Source organism: Litoribrevibacter albus (assembly GCF_030159995.1).
Classification (GTDB): domain Bacteria; phylum Pseudomonadota; class Gammaproteobacteria; order Pseudomonadales; family Litoribrevibacteraceae; genus Litoribrevibacter; species Litoribrevibacter albus.
The window spans coordinates 329,468-348,448 of the sequence record NZ_BSNM01000016.1; the positions used below are offsets into that span (position 1 = coordinate 329,468).

Consider the following 18,981-nt stretch of genomic DNA (forward strand, 5'->3'; position numbering starts at 1 on the left):
CCACCAAAGCGTTTCAAAACCTTCCTGGAACCTATTCAGTTCTTACAAACCTTGATTCTTAAGACGGTTAGCATGCGTCAAATACAAAGACGGCACATCCATAAACCAATGTCCTAAGCCCATTGTTTGGTTAATCGCATCAAAGTGATTGTGCTTATAATTCATCTTCAAGCCGTTACCCAAGCCGTGACCACAGTTAGGCACTAAGCCATCCCACACAAAATCACTTGGTACAAACAAAGACACCACGGTCACAAAGATTGAATCCAATGGATCAAACCAGTTAGTACGTGCTTTTACACCACCCCAAGAGTAGTAACGCACGCCATTCACGGTTTGATTCACAAAGTACTGAGACGACACCTCACCCTGAGTACCGTTTTGGTTATCCATACAATCTTTCGAAGGCAAGCCTTGTGGATATTGACGGTTAAACTCGGCCACCTTGTTGATGTCAGTCGCTTCAGCTAATGCCAGAATACTTTGCTGCCCACGTTGCTCACTGTTGTAACTGCCGTCTTGTGGTACACCCGACAGAAACTCAATGAAGTTGAACGTGTTATTGATCAAGAACGCTCCCACTGACTCCAAGAAGCTGCCTTCTTCAATCGCACTGCGGAAACCGTTGGAGAAATGCGTACCCCGGTTCATACCGAACACAGTGGTTACGGACGCAATACGATCAGGCATTACCGCCGCCGCATAACGAGCCGCCAATGCGCCCTGACTGTGAGCAATCAGGTTAAGCTTCTCTGCTCCGGTAATTGCCAGAATGTTTTCCAGATCGGCAATCAGTTCCTCTGAGCGCTGCTCATTAGACTGAATCGAACTCAAGTTAGTGACATACACTTCCGCGCCATAACGACGCAATTTACCCGTAATGCCATACCAATAATCAATGCCTAACGCGGTATCAAATGCAGCTGCACCCGGCACCATGACAATAGGATATTGAGTAGACGCTGCACCCGCCAAAGACACCTGGCTAAACAGCAATGTAGATAAAACAAGGATTAAACGATAAATCATGAGACACCCCTTTTATTGTTATTTGGTGAGGGGCGGATCTTAGAAGAGGCCAACAGGCCCGCTAACTACCCATACGGGTAGATCGAACCGTTAAGCCATTGAACTGTGAAACAGTCGAGGTTCCATCCATGAACAGCGAGTACATTGCGGGAAATAGTTAAGACATAAATGCTAGATACAAAAAAACCGAGCACCTAGGCTCGGTTTTTGTAGGACAAGTAACTGATGTTACTGAATGAGGTACATTGCCTCGCTTGTGCCAACTAACATTCTGGCCTCACCATTGGCATCAGCTTCAGAACGAATGTGCCAGCTACCTTGCATTACAGCACCAACGATATCAGGACCTTGCCAGGCAATATGACCGGTATTTAAATCAAAAGAACTTAAATTACTTACCTTATGCCCATAATCATCTACGACCAGAGACGCATAGAAAACCTGTGAAGGATTTTCAGAATCCTTAACAATTTCCGTTATTTGATTATCAAAAGAAAATTGGTCAATTAAGCTGATAGATTGTTCCTCAATATTTAAAGCCTGTAGGCTCGAAGAAGAATAACCAGTCTGCAAACAAACCAATTCTAGTTGACTATCCAAATCCAGTTGGGCAGCTTCTAACTGATTACAGTTTTTAGCAATATCAGTATACAAACTCAAAGAGCCACTATCTTGTGTCCAAATCTCTAGAGTTGATTGGCTTGCAACAGCAATATCAATTTGTTCATCATTATTAAAGTCTGCAAATACATAGTCCAAGACATTATTGCTAAGAGAGATATCTGAAGACAATATTACTTCATTCACCACATCCACAATTCTGACTTGATTTCCATTCGCGTAAACCAAATCATCAAATCCATCTGCATTAAAATCAAATGACTTAACCACACGATAATTATCCTCATAATTACCTACTCCTGTGGTCCACTCTTTCGTAAAATCATCAAGATTTAAAACAGATAAGATTCCGTCGTAAGTTTCTGAAGAAGCAATGAAAAGTTCATAAGTGCCATCCTTATCATAATCAGATGTTACACCTGAGCTAGCCCGATCCCAATTTGACTCCATTTCATCCGAAAGCTCTAAAGTCCCTGAAGGATCCAACAAAGCTATTCTAAGTCCATCATATCCATTGTTAGTTTCTGGGATAATAAAGACTCCTTTCTCTTCACCACTTAGCTTGGCCCAACCAGCACCAATAAAATAGTCCAATTCACCTGGATCATTAGTTTTTAAACCCGCAGAATTCAGTTCTGCACAAACTAAGTAATCCTCACCGGTAGAGCTTTGACCAGTACCCCAATGGATTTCATTATCACCGTCGTTGTCACTATCACCAAAAACTAAACTCTTAGAGCCATGATCAAACATATTCCATTGCTGTTCTAGCTGTTCAGTTCCATTACTAAGGTCATATGCCGTAATATCGCCCCACTGGCAATCACCCACAATAATTTCTTCTTGAGCATCATCATCTATATTCTCAACTAACAAACTGCAGGTATTAAAGTTATCTGATTGCCATACGGAAGTCTTAGTCACTGCATCATACACACTCATAAGCCCCCAATTATTAGCTCCGAAAATCTCGTCTATTCCATCAGCATCAATATCGCCAACAGCAACCAGAGAACCAAAACCAGACGCATAAAACCATTGATTAGTTAAAGTACTACCATCATATACGTAGCCATTGTTAGTAATAATTTCTAGAGCAGAGTCTGAATCAACGTTACCCAAGACGACTTCAGTTGCTGAAGAATCAACCGAAATTCTTTTAACTAAAGACTTTGTATTGATATCAACTATGTCTAAATACCCACCGTTAGAATCAGATACTAATATTACAAGAGACGGAGCCCTACCGAGTTCAAACCTGTCCATGCTAATAGCTTTAATCTCACCACTACTATAAGAGTACAAAACATCAGCAATTTCAGTATCTTGACCTAAATATGAAACCCCTTTCTCCGTTGCAATAATGATCTCTAAGGTTGAATCACCTTCAATATCAAAACCGATTGTCTGTCTGATACGACCATCTGTTGGGAGCGCATAAGGATACATCCATTTTTGCTGAAGCCCTTGGTCGGTATTTTCAATCAACATTACCTTGCTATAAGAATCAGTACTTAGAATTTCATTTCCTGAAACCCCGTCAAAGTTTCCTATGTGCATTGAATAATTTGTCTTAGGTACATTAATGCCTGATCGGGCTAAAGGTTGAGAGCGAGTGTCACTTACTACCTGAAAACTGATATTTACAAAGTCATATTGATCAAGAGGTTTTTTGACTTGAAATCGGTAACTAGAAATCCCCATAAATTCAGGCTCAACGGCCGTCCAGGTAACTTGTCCCTCATCGTCAATAGTCATGCCTTCTGGAGCACCTTCAAGCACAGCACTGGTTGGTTGATCAGGCGTATCAGGGTCTACAACAGCTGCGGTAAAACTAACAACATCACCAGGAGAGAAACTCGCTGGAACGTCACTCACTTCAAGCACACTTGGCGCATCTCCAACAGTTAAAACAGCCATTCCAGATAACGTTCGATTTTGACCATCCGAAACCAAAACACGAACACCTACTTCATCACCATGAAAAGCGGTATGAGGTGGGAACTCATTCGTAGTGGTTGTAAGCACTAACTCGTCGTTAACGTACCAACGATATTCCACAAAGGTTATTGGATCATTTTCGGGATCAGACACAGATGGATTTTCAGCATAAATAGGGAAACGTGTGTCTCTCTGCCAATTGTCCTCATAATAAATACGAGGGTTGCCTGCCACAGGCGCCATATTAATATCGTCATAGGCAATAAACTGAAGCGTCTCAATATTATCTTCACTTAATTCAGAGGTATCGCTCAGTAGAATGCCGATCTCTGGTTCTCCGTCATTATTCTGATCCAATGAAATAACAATGTTGTCTTCTGAATAGAAATGAACTCTTCCTTGTTGATTACCATTTGAGAAGGTCAGGTCGCCAGCATCAACAGAGCTATCGCCATTTGATAAGGGCGTGTTCGTTTGAACTGTGACAAACCCTAAATCCGCTAGATAGATGGTGCCATTTAAAGACAAAGAATCGTTATAAGGAGAGTAAGATTCAATAAAATCCTGATAGCGTACTTGTAGAGAGGTATTTAGATCAGTAACGGTTAGATTATTACGGCTAGTGTAGGTCGGATATGAATACTCGTTATCTATGTAGCCATTGAGAATAGTGACATTTCCATCTATTGATACCCTTACGCCATCGTAATAAAGCGTATAGTCATTCTGAGATCCTGTATTGGAAATATGACCTCGACCATCAGTGATGGCACCTTCTTGCTCACACGCATGAAAGGTAACATTAACCACACCCACGCCATATTCATCAACTTTACCGCTGTAGCTGACAGAACCTGACTCACACTCAAAGGTTTCATTGATCGAAACAAACTCGGAACTACTCACCGCGCTGATTGAAACGTCTGAGGAAATTGAAGCTTCACTATTTATACTCGCCAGCTTCTTCTCTGAATAAGAGTTCAACGAAACGATATTAGATTTTGAGAGGGCTTTGACCGCAGACAGAGTATTTTGACTGCTGGAGATACTTGCCAAGACCGGGGCCGTCGGGCCTTCAGCTTCATCCGCCTCGGTACCAAAGAAAAAGGAGGAAAATACCAACAGATCTTGCTGAGACAAATCAGCGGAATTCGTTTCACCCTGATAGGACGAACTCGCGAGTTGAGCGTAGTACTGATCCGCCTCAGACTGGCTTGAGAAAGAACGCGTTTCATTCCCTGATGATGAACCACCACCAGAACCACCACCTCCGCCGCCACAAGCGACTAATTGACTACTTGCGATTAAACACGCCAAAAGCTTCTTTGAAGTTAGCATAGAATCTCCTTCGTATATGGCAGCCGAAAAAACAGGTCAAACACCCATGTTATTCGCCATAGTTTTTTTAATTATTAGTTATGCGGAAATTCGATACGATCAGCCCTGTTGTTTAAAATCAGAGCTTTCAGAAGAATCAAGAAAGAGAAGAAACAGCTAAAAAATCAACAAATTAAAAAAGCACGGTATGTTTGCAATCCGTAGCCATGACCTCGTTCCTGAGATCGATCTATCCAATCCTTTCGCACAAACATACCAGAACGTCGGCAGTATTCAAGGAAATTAAACGGTCGTTTGAACAAAAAACAAACTAATTCATCCCCTCAAATACCGCCCACTTAGCAACAATACAACGAAGTAAATACCCCCCAGAATCGACACTACGATGCCGGCAGGCAGTTCAAATGGCGGGTAAATCGACATACTCAGCCAATCAGACAGGAGCAAGAGCAAGCCACCAAACATGGCCGAAGATGGCAGTAACCATTGATAGTTAGCCACACCAATGGCGCGAATTACATGCGGGGCCACCAAGCCCACAAAGGCAATGCCACCCACCGTTGCAATGGATAGTGAAGTGAAAACAGCGGTAATCGCAATAAGTAGGTAAATCGCCGTACGAACGGGCAATCCCAAAATCGATGACCAAGTGACACCAAGATACAGAAGGTTCAACCAGCGGCTGGCCAGAAGCAATAATGGCAGCCCTAATAGTAACGGCCCCCAAATCCAGCTGATGTACCGATCATCGACCCCGTACAAGGTACCACTTAACCACATCAATGCTTCACTGGATTGCGACGGACTCAGAGTCAAAATCAAATTGACACAAGTGCTGCCAAACGCCGCCAAACAAATCCCCGCTAACGCAAAACCCTGTGGCGTGACTTTTCCACCTTTCGCCCACAGCCAGGCGAGAACCAACAGCCCGGAAGAGCCAAGCAAAGAAACCAACGCCATCATTTCACGGCTCATCGGAATAAACGCCGTCGTGACTACCACAGCCAACACACCCGCACTGGAAATACCGGACACATCCGGACTCGCCAATGGGTTACGAAGTAAGGTTTGAAGAATCAAGCCGGAAATCGCCAGTGCCGCACCTGCGCCAAAGGCAATCAATGCTCGGGAGAGTTCCCACTGCCCTTCCATACCTCGTTGAACCAAAATAACCACAGAAAGAGTGAAAATTACCGAAAACACAATCGCTGGTTTAAAGCGAATGACGGCCCGAATACCCACTTCGGTTTTTTCATACAACTGACCGTATTGATGTTGAGGTTTTCTGAGCATCATCATCAAGAAAGGCGCACCGATTAACGCGGTAAACGCACCAGCCGGAAGCATCAACAACTGACTTTCGAAACTGCGGGAGATTAAATCCGCCAGCAGCAACATCATCGCCCCTAATGGCAAGGCCAACAACGCACGCCATAGAGTTCGGTTCTGACTGCGCCCCTTGATTAAATACGCCGCCAAATGAGGAGCCACTAAACCAATAAAACCGATCATTCCCGCCATGCTCACGACAGACGCCGATAATAAAATAGCCACTAGCAAGGCGATTAATCGTGTCTTCTCGACCGACAGTCCTGCCGCTTGTGCCTGGGTATCACCTAAATCAAACATGTCTAATTGACGGGTCAGTAACAAACTCACCACCACCAACGTCATGCCAATAGGTAACAATCGCTGGAACAATTGCCCATCATTTTGAGCCAGATTTCCCGCACCCCAGATGAAAAAGCCATCGAGGCGATTTTCACCGACCATCATCAACCCTGCCGACAACGAACCTAGTGCCAGCCCCATCGCCATACCGACCAAAATCAAGTTCAACGGCGAATCAGAAATCCACTTCGATAAACGCCAAACCAACATTGCGGTTGCCAAAGCTCCGACAAACGCCACCAGCACTGGCCAGTCATGTAGAAACTGCGGGAAGAATAAACCGCCCAGTAAGGTGAGCACCATACCACCAGCATTGATTCCTAAGGTTGTTGGGCTGGCATACGGGTTTTGTAGACTCTGCTGAATCAATACACCCGATAACGCCATCATGGCCCCTGCCAATAAGGCCATCCCGGTTCGAGGCAAGAGTAAGTAATGCAGAATTCCCTGTGATAGCTCTGTAGGAGGCGCATACAAGAGCGCATACTGAATACCTTCAATGGCATGGGAAAGACCAATCCCCTCTGGCGCGCCTATCGGCAGAGACAACACCGCCACACCAATCATCAGCAGACATAATCCCAGGAGAATCTTTACCAGGCTGCTTTGCTGTTGTGCCTGGGGTGATTCTTGATGCTCAAGAGTATTCGCAACGGAATTCATTATTTTGTCTCTCCCAGAGTAACAGCCTCTCCCACATTAACGGTTTCCTTCAATACTGCAGCCGCTGACTCTTCACCCTTGTTTTCTAGCGTCGCTTGGGTCAATAGTTGAGCAATGTTTTCTGCCATACGTACCGCGCTTTCCGGCCCACCAAAACTCCACAAAGCCGGCGACTGAAAGGTGCGTTCTCGTTGAACAAAGGGCAGTAACGGCCACACAGGCGATTCAATCATGCGTCGCCCTTCTTTGTGCAAATCACCGACATAAATCAGGTTGGCATCACCCAATAAATACATTTGAGACAAGGGAATATGACTGAAATCGCGGCCTTCGATAGCCGCCTGCCAGCGGTTATCCAACCCCAAACGATTGATCGTGGCACCAGCTAGAGAATGATCATTGTAAACACGCAGCCCCAACCCCATGCCCACAAACTTGCCAAACACAACCGGCTGTCCATTCAATCCGGCCGCTTCAATGGTCAATCGTGCCTTGCGAATTTTTTCATCCATCTCATCCAGAATGACCTGTGCTTGAGATCGTTTATCAAACACATCAGCCAATTGTAAAAATACGCGTTGCATCCGAGCTGGATAATCGTCCTGATCTTCCCCATGCGGGTATTGATTAAAGATCAGCGTCGGAGCGATATCGGAAAGCTGTTTATAGATACGTTGATGTCGGAAGCGATAGCCGACGATGAGATCCGGCTTGAGCGCACGAAGTTTCCGAAGATCGGGGCTTGCTCGAAATCCCACTTCTTCGACAGAATCGGGTAATACCGGGTTATTGGATTGCCACTTTTTATAGCCGGAGATATTAGTCACGCCCACCGGAGTCACACCCAATGACAACAGCATTTCTGCATGACTCCAGTTCAGAGCCACCACGCGCGTCGGCGTCTGCTCAAGTTCAACCACACCTAAATCGTGAGGAAAGCTGATCGCTGCACTGAACGCTGAAAAACACAGTAGCAACCAAGCCACACCAAATTGAATCACTGATCTCATAACGCTTTCGCCATCGGCACTGTTTTTGACCTAGATTCAGTTTCAGACACAGGACCCGCTTCTGATACAGGAACTGCTTCTGACACAGGACCCGCTTCTGATACAGGAACCATGATCGGCGAATCAAAACGATCATCCTCAATCATCACTGCTTCAATGCCGAACACATCTTTCAACAAGGCGTCACTCAACCCCTCGCTGGCAGGAGAGTTCGCGACCAATCTGCCTTGGTGAATCACCCACAAATGATCACTGTATTGAATGGCCTGATTCAAATCGTGCAACACCCAAATCACCGTCAGCGATTGCTCAAGATTGAGTTGACGCACGATCTTCAACAAGCGCAATTGCTGAGACACATCCAGATAAGAGGTCGGTTCATCCAGCAACAGAATCGGCGTTTGCTGAGCTAACACCATCGCCAACCAAACCCGCTGCATCTCACCACCGGATAAGTGATCCACCACGGTCGATGCCAAGTGTGTAACCTGAGTACGCTCAATGGCGGCATCAATGGCCTGGTTATCCTCCTTAGACAGAGAAGCAAACATGCCACGATGAGGAAAACGACCACAGGCCACCAAATCTCTCACTGTTAGTCCCAATGGTCGGGCGGAGTTTTGGGGAAGAAAAGTCAGTTCTTTTGCAAAGGCTTTTCGCTGCCACTTACCCACCGGCGTCTCACCCAGAGATACATCCCCTTTGGATGGCGAATGAATCCCCGCCAATAGCTGCAACAAGGTACTCTTACCCGAGCCGTTCGGCCCCACAAACGCGTGCACCTTTCCTGCTGCTAACTCCAGGCTGATGTCCGTTAAAATCTCTTTTTTGCCCGCCGAGAATGCCAAGCCCGATGAGGATAAGGTGAACGCCATATTGATACCTTTACTGTGGTAATTTAATGCGAGATGGTAATTGGATACGAGAGAGTAATTGAGTGCGAAAAAAACGGCGGTTTAGCTCAACCAGCGCTTAGCCAGTGATTGAGCCGAGGCGAGATCTTCACACGCAGCTAATTGAAACGGCATCGCCTTTTGCATTGCAGGCCCTGCCAGTTTTTCAGGGTCTTGACCCGCCTGAACCACCCGCGCCACACCCACACAGAATTGCGCTAATCTGGCCTTATTCTGCTTATACCAAATGCCTTGCTCACGTCTCGCTTCGGGAGACATCCCTTTGTTTTTGGTCAACAGCACCACACTGAAGGGTTCTTCGCGGGCCAACCATTGATCCATTGCATTCAACCAACGACGAATATCATCATCCGATGGAATTGCAACAAAGTTCACCGTGACCACCGGCCAGCCATCAATTTCTGGGTTCATGACTCATCCTTGGAAGAAAATACAAATGGGAATTATTAGCTGTTGCGAATTCTATAGATTTAGAGAAAGATATCAATAAGAATGATTATTATTTAAATAATAAGAGAGATAGCTCTTAGTTATCTTTTAGAAAGGAATGTCGTACAATAATGAACGTTTGCTTGAAGGAGGGAATATGAAAGCAATATCACTAGCAATCGTATTAATTGCTTTTCAAAGCTATAGCTATGGGAACGAAGATATAACACCCACGAATGGTTTAATTCCTCTGACCGAATCGGAATTAAAAGCCGTGGATGCTCAAATAGATGCACCAGAAGAACTACAAGGACAAATCCATCAAAGTGGTTCCACTCATATCTCACCTCAAAAAATAAGCACTCTTATCGAACGAGAGCACTCATCAGCCATATCTGTTGCAAAGTGGTACTCTAGAGTTCAGGAACGCATGAGATGATTACTTACTACCTCTCCAACAGCATCACGGCAATGCCCAAAAAATCAGAGCTGGAAATAATCCCCACCAGCTTACCGTTTTCAATCACGGGCAACGCGCCAATCCGCATTTCCTGAAGTTTAATGGCCGCAGCTGCCAAAGGTTCATCCGCTTCAACCGTTTCAACCTCTTTGGTCATTATCTGAGCTACCTCAAGTCGGCCCTCTAAGAGGTTTTTACTGCGCTCGTAGTGCTCAGTAAGATTGGAAACACTGGCAGCGTAAATATCTCGTTTTGAAATAATTCCAACAACCCGGCCCTCACCATCCACTACCGGAATCTGGCGAATTCGTTTGGTTTCCATCACTTCTCTGGCTTTCGCCAAACTGTCCGTGGCTTGCAGCGTGGCAACGTCTGTTGACATGGCATCCTTGATTCTCATTCTGTGCCTCGTGGTGATTTCTATAGTGTTTAAATAAAATGGTCGCGGGGAAATAATTAATCTCACCGATTTCAAGATAGTTGACGATCAACTACCTGCCCACTTCTGATGATTCATTTCTTGAACCCGGTTGAATGACTCTGAGTCCTATTTGGTTATTCCGAATCTAAGGTATCTGCAGTGAACGAAAAGTTATTCTTTCCGGAACTCTTCACATGATAGAGAGAGCGGTCAGCCTTCTCGACCAGCACCTCTGCAGTTTGACCATCATCCGGAAAGAAACTGACGCCGATCGATGCACCACAATTGATGGCCAACGAACCAATGACTATGGGTTTATTCATGGCATCGATTAGCGCATTCATCACGCGCTCCACCGCTTCCTGATGATCAATATGATTGAGAATAATGAGGAACTCATCACCACCAAACCGCACTACCGCATCATCTTTTCGAATAACCATCTGCATACGTCTCGACACCTCGATCAACACCTCATCGCCAATCCCATGCCCATAACGATCATTAATTTGCTTAAAGCCATCCAAGTCACAAAAACAAAAAGCGACCTTTTTATTCAATCGCCGAGCGCCTTCCAGAAAAAAGCCAACGGATTCATCAAACCATTCACGATTGTTTATTTGAGTCAGAGTATCGATATAGGCTTTGCGTTCCAGCGTTTCCAGGTTTTCCTCCATTTCCAGGCGATAGGAGATATCGATGACCGCCGCAACGATAATCTTCTCGTTATTGACCTGAGCAGGAGAAATCGAAATTTCCACCGGGCAAATAGAACCATCCTTCTTAAGAAGCGTCAGATTCCGCCCAACCCCCATCGGTCGACGACGAGGTCGTTTGATGTAGGCTTCTCGTAAAATCTGATGCTCTTTACGCAAAGGCTCCGGCACCAACCCTTCCACATGCATGTTTTTCAGCTCATCGTGGGAGTACAAAGAAACCTTTGTCATATGATCATTGGCCATTATGATTTTTCCCTGACTATTGACCAACACCATACCGTTGGGAGCCGCCCTGAAGACCTCTTCAAAATACCCTTCAATGCACTCTTTTTGCTCCTCAATCGCATTGATTTTGACTGAATAGGTATAGAGAAATACCAAAGACATCATAAGCATCAGGGAAATAACGATGCCATCGGCATAAATCACTTCATTCGAGGCTAAATAACTTCGTATTGCTGATAAGACCACCACCGCAGCCAGCACAAACATCAAGGCACGTCGGAGCAAAAAACTGCCCAGCCGCTTCTGTAGAATCAACACCCAAAAGCCCCTATCGCCATGAAGGATCAAGGTAGCACAGGTCAGACACGCAACGGCCGCAATGGTGACAATGGAAATCCCCAACGAATGAACACTTTGGTAAAAATCCGTAATGTGATTGAGATACGCACTGGTATAAATCAGCAACAAAAAAGCAGCCAGAGTGGCAGCGCCCTGCTCAAGGTTGTAGGCGTATTTTTCATTGAATAATAAGCCCGACAGCACACCAAAGGACAACAAGAAGAATAACCAGCTGGTTTGAGGGGAAGCCACGATCGCAGCTAATTGCAATTTGGCTAAATCCGACGACGTTGCCATGCCAAAGAAGTGCTCGGTATAAACCTCGGTTAAATTCGTCAGGGATAAACTGAAGACAATGCCGGTGATGAATAACATGCTCCAAAATCGAGACACACGATCCAAGTTTCCACTGCCAATCAGTAAAGCAACCGACATCAAAAGAATTAACACAATCGTATTAACCGAAGTTTCCGGAAGCCCCTCTTTTATTTGATATAAAAATGGGATGTCCAGCAAACGGCCAACAAACGCCATAATGGCAATAATCATGGCCATTACCACATAGCTGATTGGAGATTTTATTAGTTTAAGGAACATACCTTTAGCTCTGGAAGTGAGTTAACTTAAGAGTATCCCTTAAAGTGTAGTATTCAGATGGGTTATTAACTTGTCTCCTTAGAAGTCATCAACCATTTTATCATCAGATATAAGAGCAAAAATAAGGCAGCCATTGCCACCGGGTGCATGGCCAAATTGATATTCCATTCCAACAAACGTCCTGCAACCAAGGTTCCCAAGCCATAACCCACTGTATGAGCACTGGTCAGATAGCCTCCGATACGTCCCTGAAACTCCGGCCAACGCTCTCTCAACACATGGCCATAAAAGGGCGAGCAGAGCGCAACCCCCAAGGACATCAAGGCAATGGCTGCACACCAAACCACTTTGGTTTCTGCCAGCACCATCAGCCCACTGCCAAACACCAGCCCCGTAACCGTTAGCAACAGATACACTTTTGGAAGAGGAGCAATTCGCGGCACTAATTTCATCGCCACCAAGGTCACCACGAAAGCACTCAAAAATAACAATTGGCTGACTTCATGGGTCGCCTGCTCGGCTGATAAGCCCCACTGCCATTTAATGTATGGCCCAAGAGAGAACTGCAACGTCCCCACGGTCATCGTCACACCCATCGCCAACATCAACTCGGGCAATGCTTTGCTCAGGGAAAAACAATCTGTTGATGTCTTAGTTGAGACAGCAGAAGAAGAACCCCTCGATATAGAAACACCCAATGAAGCAACAGCCGATGTACAGGTTGAATCATTCTGAGCGGCGTCATCAGGAGAGCCAGCGAAATCAGGAGAACCAGCGAAATCAGGAGAGCCAGCGCGAGCTTCAATGCGCTGTTGAACCACAAACCATGCCGTAATCAACACCGCGCCAATGGCAAACAGATACAAGGCCAGCGTCGGATACCAAAACGCCCCTAGCATCACAACCAACGGCCCAACCATTCGACCTATCTGATTAATGGCATTCAGTCGCGCCAACGCAGATCGTATTTCCACATCCGCCTGCCCAAGAACCCAGGCCTGTGCCGCACCGAAGACTCCAGCGGTAAACCCCGCATAGATCACTCGTGACAAAATCAAACAGCCAATTAACGCGGATACGCTGAGCAAGCTCAACCCCCAAGGACTAATGGCCAGCACCAGGATCACATTCGACAAGGCAAAGCCGCTGAACGTCCAAATCAAAGTCTGATTTGGCCCGTACTGATCCGTGGCTCGTCCCCAAAGCGGCGCAATGAAGACAAAACCAAACATGCTCCCGCTGACCAGCCAGGACCAATCACTAACAGAAAGCGGCGTGTACTCAATCAACCAGGGAAGACAGGCAAACAGGGCCGATTGCATCAACCCCATCATGATCACCATGGCATAGACCAAAGGCATAAATGAAGATTTCCAATTGATAATAATTCTTAGTTGCAAATAATTATTACACGCATTAACCTAAAAAGGAATCGCTGAAGGTGCTTATTCGGGCTTCCTGGGCAACCAGTCCCAGGCAATCAACCTCAGATAAGCGGCCCCAGATAATCTGCCTCAGCGAGATAAGGGCTCAAACCAGTGCAGCCCTTTTTTTGACACATTAACTTTTTCATCAACGCCAGTTGACCACAACGAGACTCGCTGTGAACCGTTACTCCGAATCTACACGTCCAATATCTTTTTACTTCGATCCCTCTCTTAACTGTTTTTTCAACGCGTTATTACGGGAATGGCAGGATTGGCATTACCGGCCGACCGCCGATGCGCCGTTCTCCAGCGAGTGCGTTTACAGTGGATCAAGCAATGACTCGAATTCGCTGGCCCCGTCCGGTTGGTTTCAGCTTCAAACCTCAGATGGTCTGTTGTCTATCCCCTGCATGAACTACTCAACCACAGGCCGTCATCATCTGTTGGCACCTTGTCTGATCAACATCGATGGGCAACTTCAGACGGTCGATTTTCAGGAATCGGTCGATCGGGTCATGCGTCAGAGTTCCATCAACAGCGTCTTGATCCAAAACAACTCGCAGAACTGCTCACAAGACACCACTCAAGGTATGAATGCGTCAGAACCTAAGAGCCTGACCGACTTCATTCGCAGAGCACATCAAAGCGACACCAATCTTCAACAAGCGCTGGCTTATCGCGAAGCCGAGTTTGATCAGTTGTTCGGCAAGTCGTTAACCTTCGAACAAGCAGAGTCCGCCCTATTCACCGGGCACTCCATTCATCCGTGCCCGAAAGCCCGAGATAACTTCAGCCCTGAAGATACCCTGGCCTACGCGCCGGAATTTGGCGGTCACTTCCAACTGCAATGGTACAAGTTGCATACCTCGTGTCTGTACACCCGAGAAACTGACGGCTTTGATTACCAAGCGCTGATTGAGGACTTAATCAGCCAAGATCCGCAAGCGCAAGCATGGCAAAAAACATTGGAAAGTGACTATGTGCTGTATCCCTGTCACCCGTTCCAGCATAAGGTTTGGCAAAACACCGCACGTTTAACTGACTTGATCAGTCAGGGACTTCTCGTTCATCTCGGACAAGGAACGATAGATTGGTCAGCGACCACCTCGGTGCGCGCCATTTACTCCAAACAATCGCCGTGGATGCTGAAGTTCTCGCTGAGCGTAAAGCTGACCAACTCCATCCGCCATCTTCAGCCGGAAGAACTGGTTCGCGGTGCCGAGCTATGTCGAGTACTGACCACGCCACCCGCTCAGGAATTTGAACAACGCTTTGCAGACCGTTTCAAAATTTTGTTCGAACCAACGGCTGCCGCAATCTGTGATGAAGCAGGTAAGCCTTTCGAAGAAACCATTGTGCTCTGGCGTGAAAATCCTTTTGTGGAAGGTAAAGATCACAACACCGAAGTGTTGGCGACCTTGTTACAGGACGATCCAAGATCAGGTCAGTCCCGTCTCGAACAGAGCTTAAAGCAATGGCAAACCGAGTACTCAAACGCCACCACCTACGCCAATCAGGCGACCGAGTGGTTCAAGCGTTATCTCGATGTGGCGGTAAAACCTTTGCTGATTGCCCAAGCCGACTATGGCCTGCTGTTCGGCGCCCACCAGCAAAATATCGTGCTGACACTGAGTCAGGGCATGCCGGTGAAAATGTATTTTCGGGATTGTCAGGGTACCGGCTTCAGTCAATTAGCCAACCAACTCTACACCCAATATCTGCCGGATATGGCCGCTGACAGCGCCAATGTCATCGAAGATGAAATGGCCATCCGCTTATTCAGTTATTACCTGATCATCAACGCCACCTTTAATGTCATCAGCAGCCTTAGTCGCAGTGGTGAAATCCCGGAATCGGTATTCATCGGACAACTGCAATTCTTCCTGCAAGACATCAGAACCCAAGGCGTCAAAGACACGCAATGCATCGATTACCTGTTGAACTCAGAAGAACTCAGCGCCAAAGGCAATTTCTTTGTATCCCTGAAACAACTGAATGAGAACACCGAGACCGACTATCTGGCCATGTATCACCCGATGACCAACCCATTGAAGATGTCTGCCTCAGAGCCACGTCCACAACGCAGCTCAGCTGAACTTATTCACACAGACCTAGCTACCGATATCGCTTAAGGAACCACCATGTCGTCACCTGCATCTATGTCACTTGCATCACTTGCACCGGGCAAATTTGTCATCAGCCCAGACTCACTCGATAAAGAAACCCAGAACACCGGGGCACAGAGCTTTGTTCTTGAGATGGACAGTAAGTCGAGCACCGGACAAGCCTTGGGCCAACGTCACTGGCAGCTGGACTACGAACGCACAGGCGACCAACTGACCGTGACTCGCTGGCTAGGCCGAACCAACGACATCCGCTCAAGCTACCAGGTACTCGATCAATTAATTGCCTCCTTGGGTATTGAAGAATTAACACTGTCGAATGAAGTACTCAGTGAAGGCGCACAAGCCATCGACCCTCGTCATTGGCAAGCGTCAGACAAGGGGCTAACCATTCAGCGCGACGCCTTCTACCAAATTCGTGAAACCTTCCTGGCCGACGCATTACTGACCATTACCCCCGATATTCGCACGGAACGTGAAGGGGTTGAACACCCAGTGCCGGTTCGTCCACAACTGCCGGAAGGCGTTCTTTACCGTCGTCAGATTCCTCAATTGAACGTGGTATTCGAGCTGTATCATGCCACCGTAGAACACGACGGCGAACGTTTCCATAAATGGCAAAACGACCCGCGTGTGGCTGAATTCTGGGAGTACCCATTCTCCCGTGAAAAGCTCGACGAATACTTACACAATTGCCGTAACGATGCCCACTCGGCACCGCTTATTGCCTGCTTCGACGGTGTCCCCTTTGGCTACATCGAAACCTACTGGGGCCAAGAAGATCGCCTTGGTCCGTATTACGATGCGCGCCCGTTTGATCACGGTTTTCACTTACTGGTGGGTGAGCCTGACTTCCTCGGCGGTGGCCGAGCTGAGTACTGGTTGAAAGCCGTCAGTCACTTCCTGTTCCTGTTAGATCCAAGAACCGATCGCTTAGTGGGCGAACCCCGTTCCGACAATAAGAACCTGTTGAAATGGACCGAAAAAGTCGGCTGGCGCAAAGACAAAGAATTCGACTTCCCGCACAAACGCGCGGCCCTAATGATCTGTGATAAAGCTCACTTCATTAAGCACTTTGAATAATCGCGACTCGAACAAAACCATGACGACTAACTTACTAGATCACAAGGCCATCTCTTCCCTCAACCTCCCGTTGTGGGAAGGTTGCAACCGCCGCTTAATCGCCAAGATCATTGGCGAGTGCAGCTACGAAGAATGCTTTTCGCCAACAAAGCTTAGCCCGAACCAGTATCAATTGACGCTGAAAGGCGAACATCACTATTTCTTTGAGGCCACCCCGAGCATTTGGAATTGGCTAAAGGTTCAACCCGACAGCATTCAATACCAAGGGCCGGAAACACCCTCAAGCGTTCAATCTCTGCTGGCGGCTCAGTTTCTGATTCATGCTCAGGAAGCGATGCAGCTGACCGACATTGTATTAGCCAATCTGCTGGAAGAAGTGCAAAACACCCTCTACAGCGACATGCGTTATTGGACTCGACTCAGCCAGTATTCGGCAGCGGATTTGATTCAACAAAACAGCGCGGTTCTACAAAGCTTGCTCGATGGCCACCCGAAAGCCATTGCCAATAAAGGCCGTATGGGCTGGGGCGAATCGGAACTGGCGCAATTCACGCCGGAATCCGGTGAAACCGTTCGCCCATTATTAATCGCGGTTAAAGGTGAGCTGTGCAACGCCGGTTTCTGGGCCAACGCAGAGCCCTGGGATTTAGTCTCCGAACTGCTGTCTCATGAACAACGCACTGAGATCTTATCCAGATTTGAACACCTTGATCTGGTTATGTCCCAGTATTTGCCTTTGCCGGTTCATCCTTGGCAATGGCAACGATTTATCGAGCCGCAATACCAGGCGTGGATCGCCAGTGGCGACATCCTGTTACTTGGTGAAGTGACTGACCAGTTCATGGCTCAACAGTCGATTCGCACCCTGACCAACATGGGAACGGATGGCAAGGCACCCACAGGTAAGTACGACCTCAAATTGCCACTGACTATTCTCAACACCTCCTGCTATCGCGGTGTGCCGGGCGAGCACATCGCCACCGGTGCAGCACTGTCGCAATGGTTATATGAATTAAGCCAGACAGATACTCTGCTAAAAGAGCGCGGTCTGATTGTTCAGCGCGAGATCTGCGGTGTGCACGTCAATCACCCGATGCAACAACAGATCGGCCAAGCCCCCTATCGTTATCACGAAATGCTCGGTGTGGTGTGGCGTGAATCTCTGGATCAGTTCACCCAAGCGTCCAACCAAGACAGCAAGCGCGCAGGTATTCTGATGTCGACGCTGATGCAAACCGACGCTCAGGGTCGCGCTCTGATTTCGGAGTACATTGAGGCTTCCGGCGTAACGGCCGAAGACTGGCTCACCAAACTGTTCAACACCGTGGTCGTGCCGCTGTATCACTTGATGGCGAAGTACGGCATTGGCTTAGTGTCCCACGGCCAGAACATCAGTTTGGTTTTGGATAACTACCTACCGGCACAGGCGTCCATCAAAGATTTCCACGGCGATCTACGCATGGTCGATGTCACGCAATATCCGGCGGAATTCTCAGAACTGGACGACATGCCAGAGGATGTCAATCAACGCTTAACCAAGCTGCCGGCGCACTACCTGATTCATGATCTGGTCACAGGTCATTTCGTCACTACCTTGCGGTTCATTTCGCCGTTAGTGGAAGCCCAATGTGGCGTCAGCGAAGTACGCTTCTATGAATTGCTGGCCAACGCACTCAAAGGCTATCAGGCGGAACACCCGGAATTGAGTAAACGCTTTGAGCTCTTCCCGATGTTTGACGACAGCATCCTGAAGATTTGCATCAATCGCGTGCGCTTCCGACTGGGTTACGAAGACAGTGCCGAACGACCGATCCCAGAACTCGGTACGCCGCTGCTGAACCCGCTGGCACTGACTGTACCGGCACAATCAACAAAAGCAACACAATCAGCAGAAGCAGATATTCAAGAACAACGAGAGCCGATGTAAGGCCCTGAACATAATCGCTCAACGCACATAAACACAACACTTAT

Annotated in this window: 13 protein-coding genes; 4 read left to right on the plus strand and 9 right to left on the minus strand. The window is 47.2% G+C overall.

Annotated elements, in window-relative coordinates; genetic code table 11:
• Positions 1-42 precede the first annotated feature (42 nt).
• The 6 genes from QQL66_RS16240 to QQL66_RS16265 all read right to left on the minus strand — a co-directional run bounded on the left by QQL66_RS16240 (position 43) and on the right by QQL66_RS16265 (position 9,598).
• On the minus strand, positions 43-1,029 hold the full coding sequence (locus tag QQL66_RS16240; protein WP_284382838.1) for an esterase/lipase family protein: 987 nt from the start codon (positions 1,027-1,029) through the stop codon (positions 43-45).
• Between the two features lie 228 nt (positions 1,030-1,257).
• Complete coding sequence (locus QQL66_RS16245) at positions 1,258-4,929, minus strand: FG-GAP repeat domain-containing protein (RefSeq protein WP_284382839.1); 3,672 nt, start codon at positions 4,927-4,929, stop codon at positions 1,258-1,260.
• A 315-nt stretch (positions 4,930-5,244) separates the two neighbouring features.
• Positions 5,245-7,263 (minus strand): iron ABC transporter permease, encoded by a 2,019-nt coding sequence (locus tag QQL66_RS16250; RefSeq protein WP_284382840.1) that lies wholly within the window; start codon positions 7,261-7,263, stop codon positions 5,245-5,247.
• Complete coding sequence (locus QQL66_RS16255) at positions 7,263-8,273, minus strand: ABC transporter substrate-binding protein (protein ID WP_284382841.1); 1,011 nt, start codon at positions 8,271-8,273, stop codon at positions 7,263-7,265. Before QQL66_RS16255 ends, QQL66_RS16250 begins: the two co-directional genes overlap by 1 nt.
• The gene (locus QQL66_RS16260; protein WP_284382842.1) at positions 8,270-9,148 is read right to left on the minus strand and encodes an ABC transporter ATP-binding protein; all 879 of its coding nucleotides are present in this window, start codon (positions 9,146-9,148) and stop codon (positions 8,270-8,272) included. The genes QQL66_RS16255 and QQL66_RS16260 overlap by 4 nt, the downstream gene beginning before the upstream one ends.
• An 81-nt stretch (positions 9,149-9,229) precedes the next feature.
• Positions 9,230-9,598: a hypothetical protein gene (locus QQL66_RS16265; protein WP_284382843.1), complete on the minus strand. Its 369-nt coding sequence runs from the start codon at positions 9,596-9,598 to the stop codon at positions 9,230-9,232.
• 175 nt (positions 9,599-9,773) lie between these two features.
• Between QQL66_RS16265 and QQL66_RS16270 the strand changes: the two genes are divergently transcribed.
• Complete coding sequence (locus tag QQL66_RS16270) at positions 9,774-10,055, plus strand: hypothetical protein (protein WP_284382844.1); 282 nt, start codon at positions 9,774-9,776, stop codon at positions 10,053-10,055.
• A 7-nt stretch (positions 10,056-10,062) separates the two neighbouring features.
• Here the strand turns inward: QQL66_RS16270 and QQL66_RS16275 are convergent, their stop codons facing one another.
• From QQL66_RS16275 to QQL66_RS16285, 3 genes are all read right to left on the minus strand, one after another.
• Positions 10,063-10,476 carry a CBS domain-containing protein gene (locus QQL66_RS16275; protein ID WP_284382846.1) on the minus strand — a complete coding sequence of 138 codons (414 nt, stop codon included), beginning with the start codon at positions 10,474-10,476 and terminating at the stop codon, positions 10,063-10,065.
• A 155-nt stretch (positions 10,477-10,631) separates the two neighbouring features.
• Positions 10,632-12,377: a sensor domain-containing diguanylate cyclase gene (locus QQL66_RS16280; protein WP_284382847.1), complete on the minus strand. Its 1,746-nt coding sequence runs from the start codon at positions 12,375-12,377 to the stop codon at positions 10,632-10,634.
• Positions 12,378-12,442: 65 nt separating this feature from the next.
• Positions 12,443-13,738, minus strand: a complete 1,296-nt coding sequence (locus QQL66_RS16285) for an MFS transporter (protein ID WP_284382849.1) — start codon at positions 13,736-13,738, stop codon at positions 12,443-12,445.
• A 242-nt stretch (positions 13,739-13,980) separates the two neighbouring features.
• Here QQL66_RS16285 and QQL66_RS16290 point away from each other — a divergent pair, with 242 nt between their 5' ends.
• The 3 genes from QQL66_RS16290 to QQL66_RS16300 are packed head-to-tail and all read left to right on the plus strand — an operon-like array spanning position 13,981 to position 18,937.
• Positions 13,981-15,936, plus strand: coding sequence for an IucA/IucC family protein (locus tag QQL66_RS16290; protein WP_284382851.1), 1,956 nt, complete (start codon positions 13,981-13,983; stop codon positions 15,934-15,936).
• A gap of 9 nt (positions 15,937-15,945) precedes the next feature.
• Positions 15,946-17,010 (plus strand): GNAT family N-acetyltransferase, encoded by a 1,065-nt coding sequence (locus QQL66_RS16295; RefSeq protein WP_284382852.1) that lies wholly within the window; start codon positions 15,946-15,948, stop codon positions 17,008-17,010.
• A 19-nt stretch (positions 17,011-17,029) separates the two neighbouring features.
• On the plus strand, positions 17,030-18,937 hold the full coding sequence (locus QQL66_RS16300) for an IucA/IucC family protein (RefSeq protein WP_284382853.1): 1,908 nt from the start codon (positions 17,030-17,032) through the stop codon (positions 18,935-18,937).
• The last annotated feature ends 44 nt before the right edge of the window (positions 18,938-18,981 follow it).

Excerpts from the sequence above, each read along its gene's own strand:
- QQL66_RS16240 (WP_284382838.1), bottom strand. The coding sequence starts at position 1,029 with ATGATTTATCGTTTAATCCTTGTTTTATCTACATTGCTGTTTAGCCAG.
- QQL66_RS16245 (WP_284382839.1), bottom strand. The coding sequence starts at position 4,929 with ATGCTAACTTCAAAGAAGCTTTTGGCGTGTTTAATCGCAAGTAGTCAA.
- QQL66_RS16250 (WP_284382840.1), bottom strand. The coding sequence starts at position 7,263 with ATGAATTCCGTTGCGAATACTCTTGAGCATCAAGAATCACCCCAGGCA.
- QQL66_RS16255 (WP_284382841.1), bottom strand. The coding sequence starts at position 8,273 with ATGAGATCAGTGATTCAATTTGGTGTGGCTTGGTTGCTACTGTGTTTT.
- QQL66_RS16260 (WP_284382842.1), bottom strand. The coding sequence starts at position 9,148 with ATGGCGTTCACCTTATCCTCATCGGGCTTGGCATTCTCGGCGGGCAAA.
- QQL66_RS16265 (WP_284382843.1), bottom strand. The coding sequence starts at position 9,598 with ATGAACCCAGAAATTGATGGCTGGCCGGTGGTCACGGTGAACTTTGTT.
- QQL66_RS16270 (WP_284382844.1), top strand. The coding sequence starts at position 9,774 with ATGAAAGCAATATCACTAGCAATCGTATTAATTGCTTTTCAAAGCTAT.
- QQL66_RS16275 (WP_284382846.1), bottom strand. The coding sequence starts at position 10,476 with ATGAGAATCAAGGATGCCATGTCAACAGACGTTGCCACGCTGCAAGCC.
- QQL66_RS16280 (WP_284382847.1), bottom strand. The coding sequence starts at position 12,377 with ATGTTCCTTAAACTAATAAAATCTCCAATCAGCTATGTGGTAATGGCC.
- QQL66_RS16285 (WP_284382849.1), bottom strand. The coding sequence starts at position 13,738 with ATGCCTTTGGTCTATGCCATGGTGATCATGATGGGGTTGATGCAATCG.
- QQL66_RS16295 (WP_284382852.1), top strand. The coding sequence starts at position 15,946 with ATGTCGTCACCTGCATCTATGTCACTTGCATCACTTGCACCGGGCAAA.
- QQL66_RS16300 (WP_284382853.1), top strand. The coding sequence starts at position 17,030 with ATGACGACTAACTTACTAGATCACAAGGCCATCTCTTCCCTCAACCTC.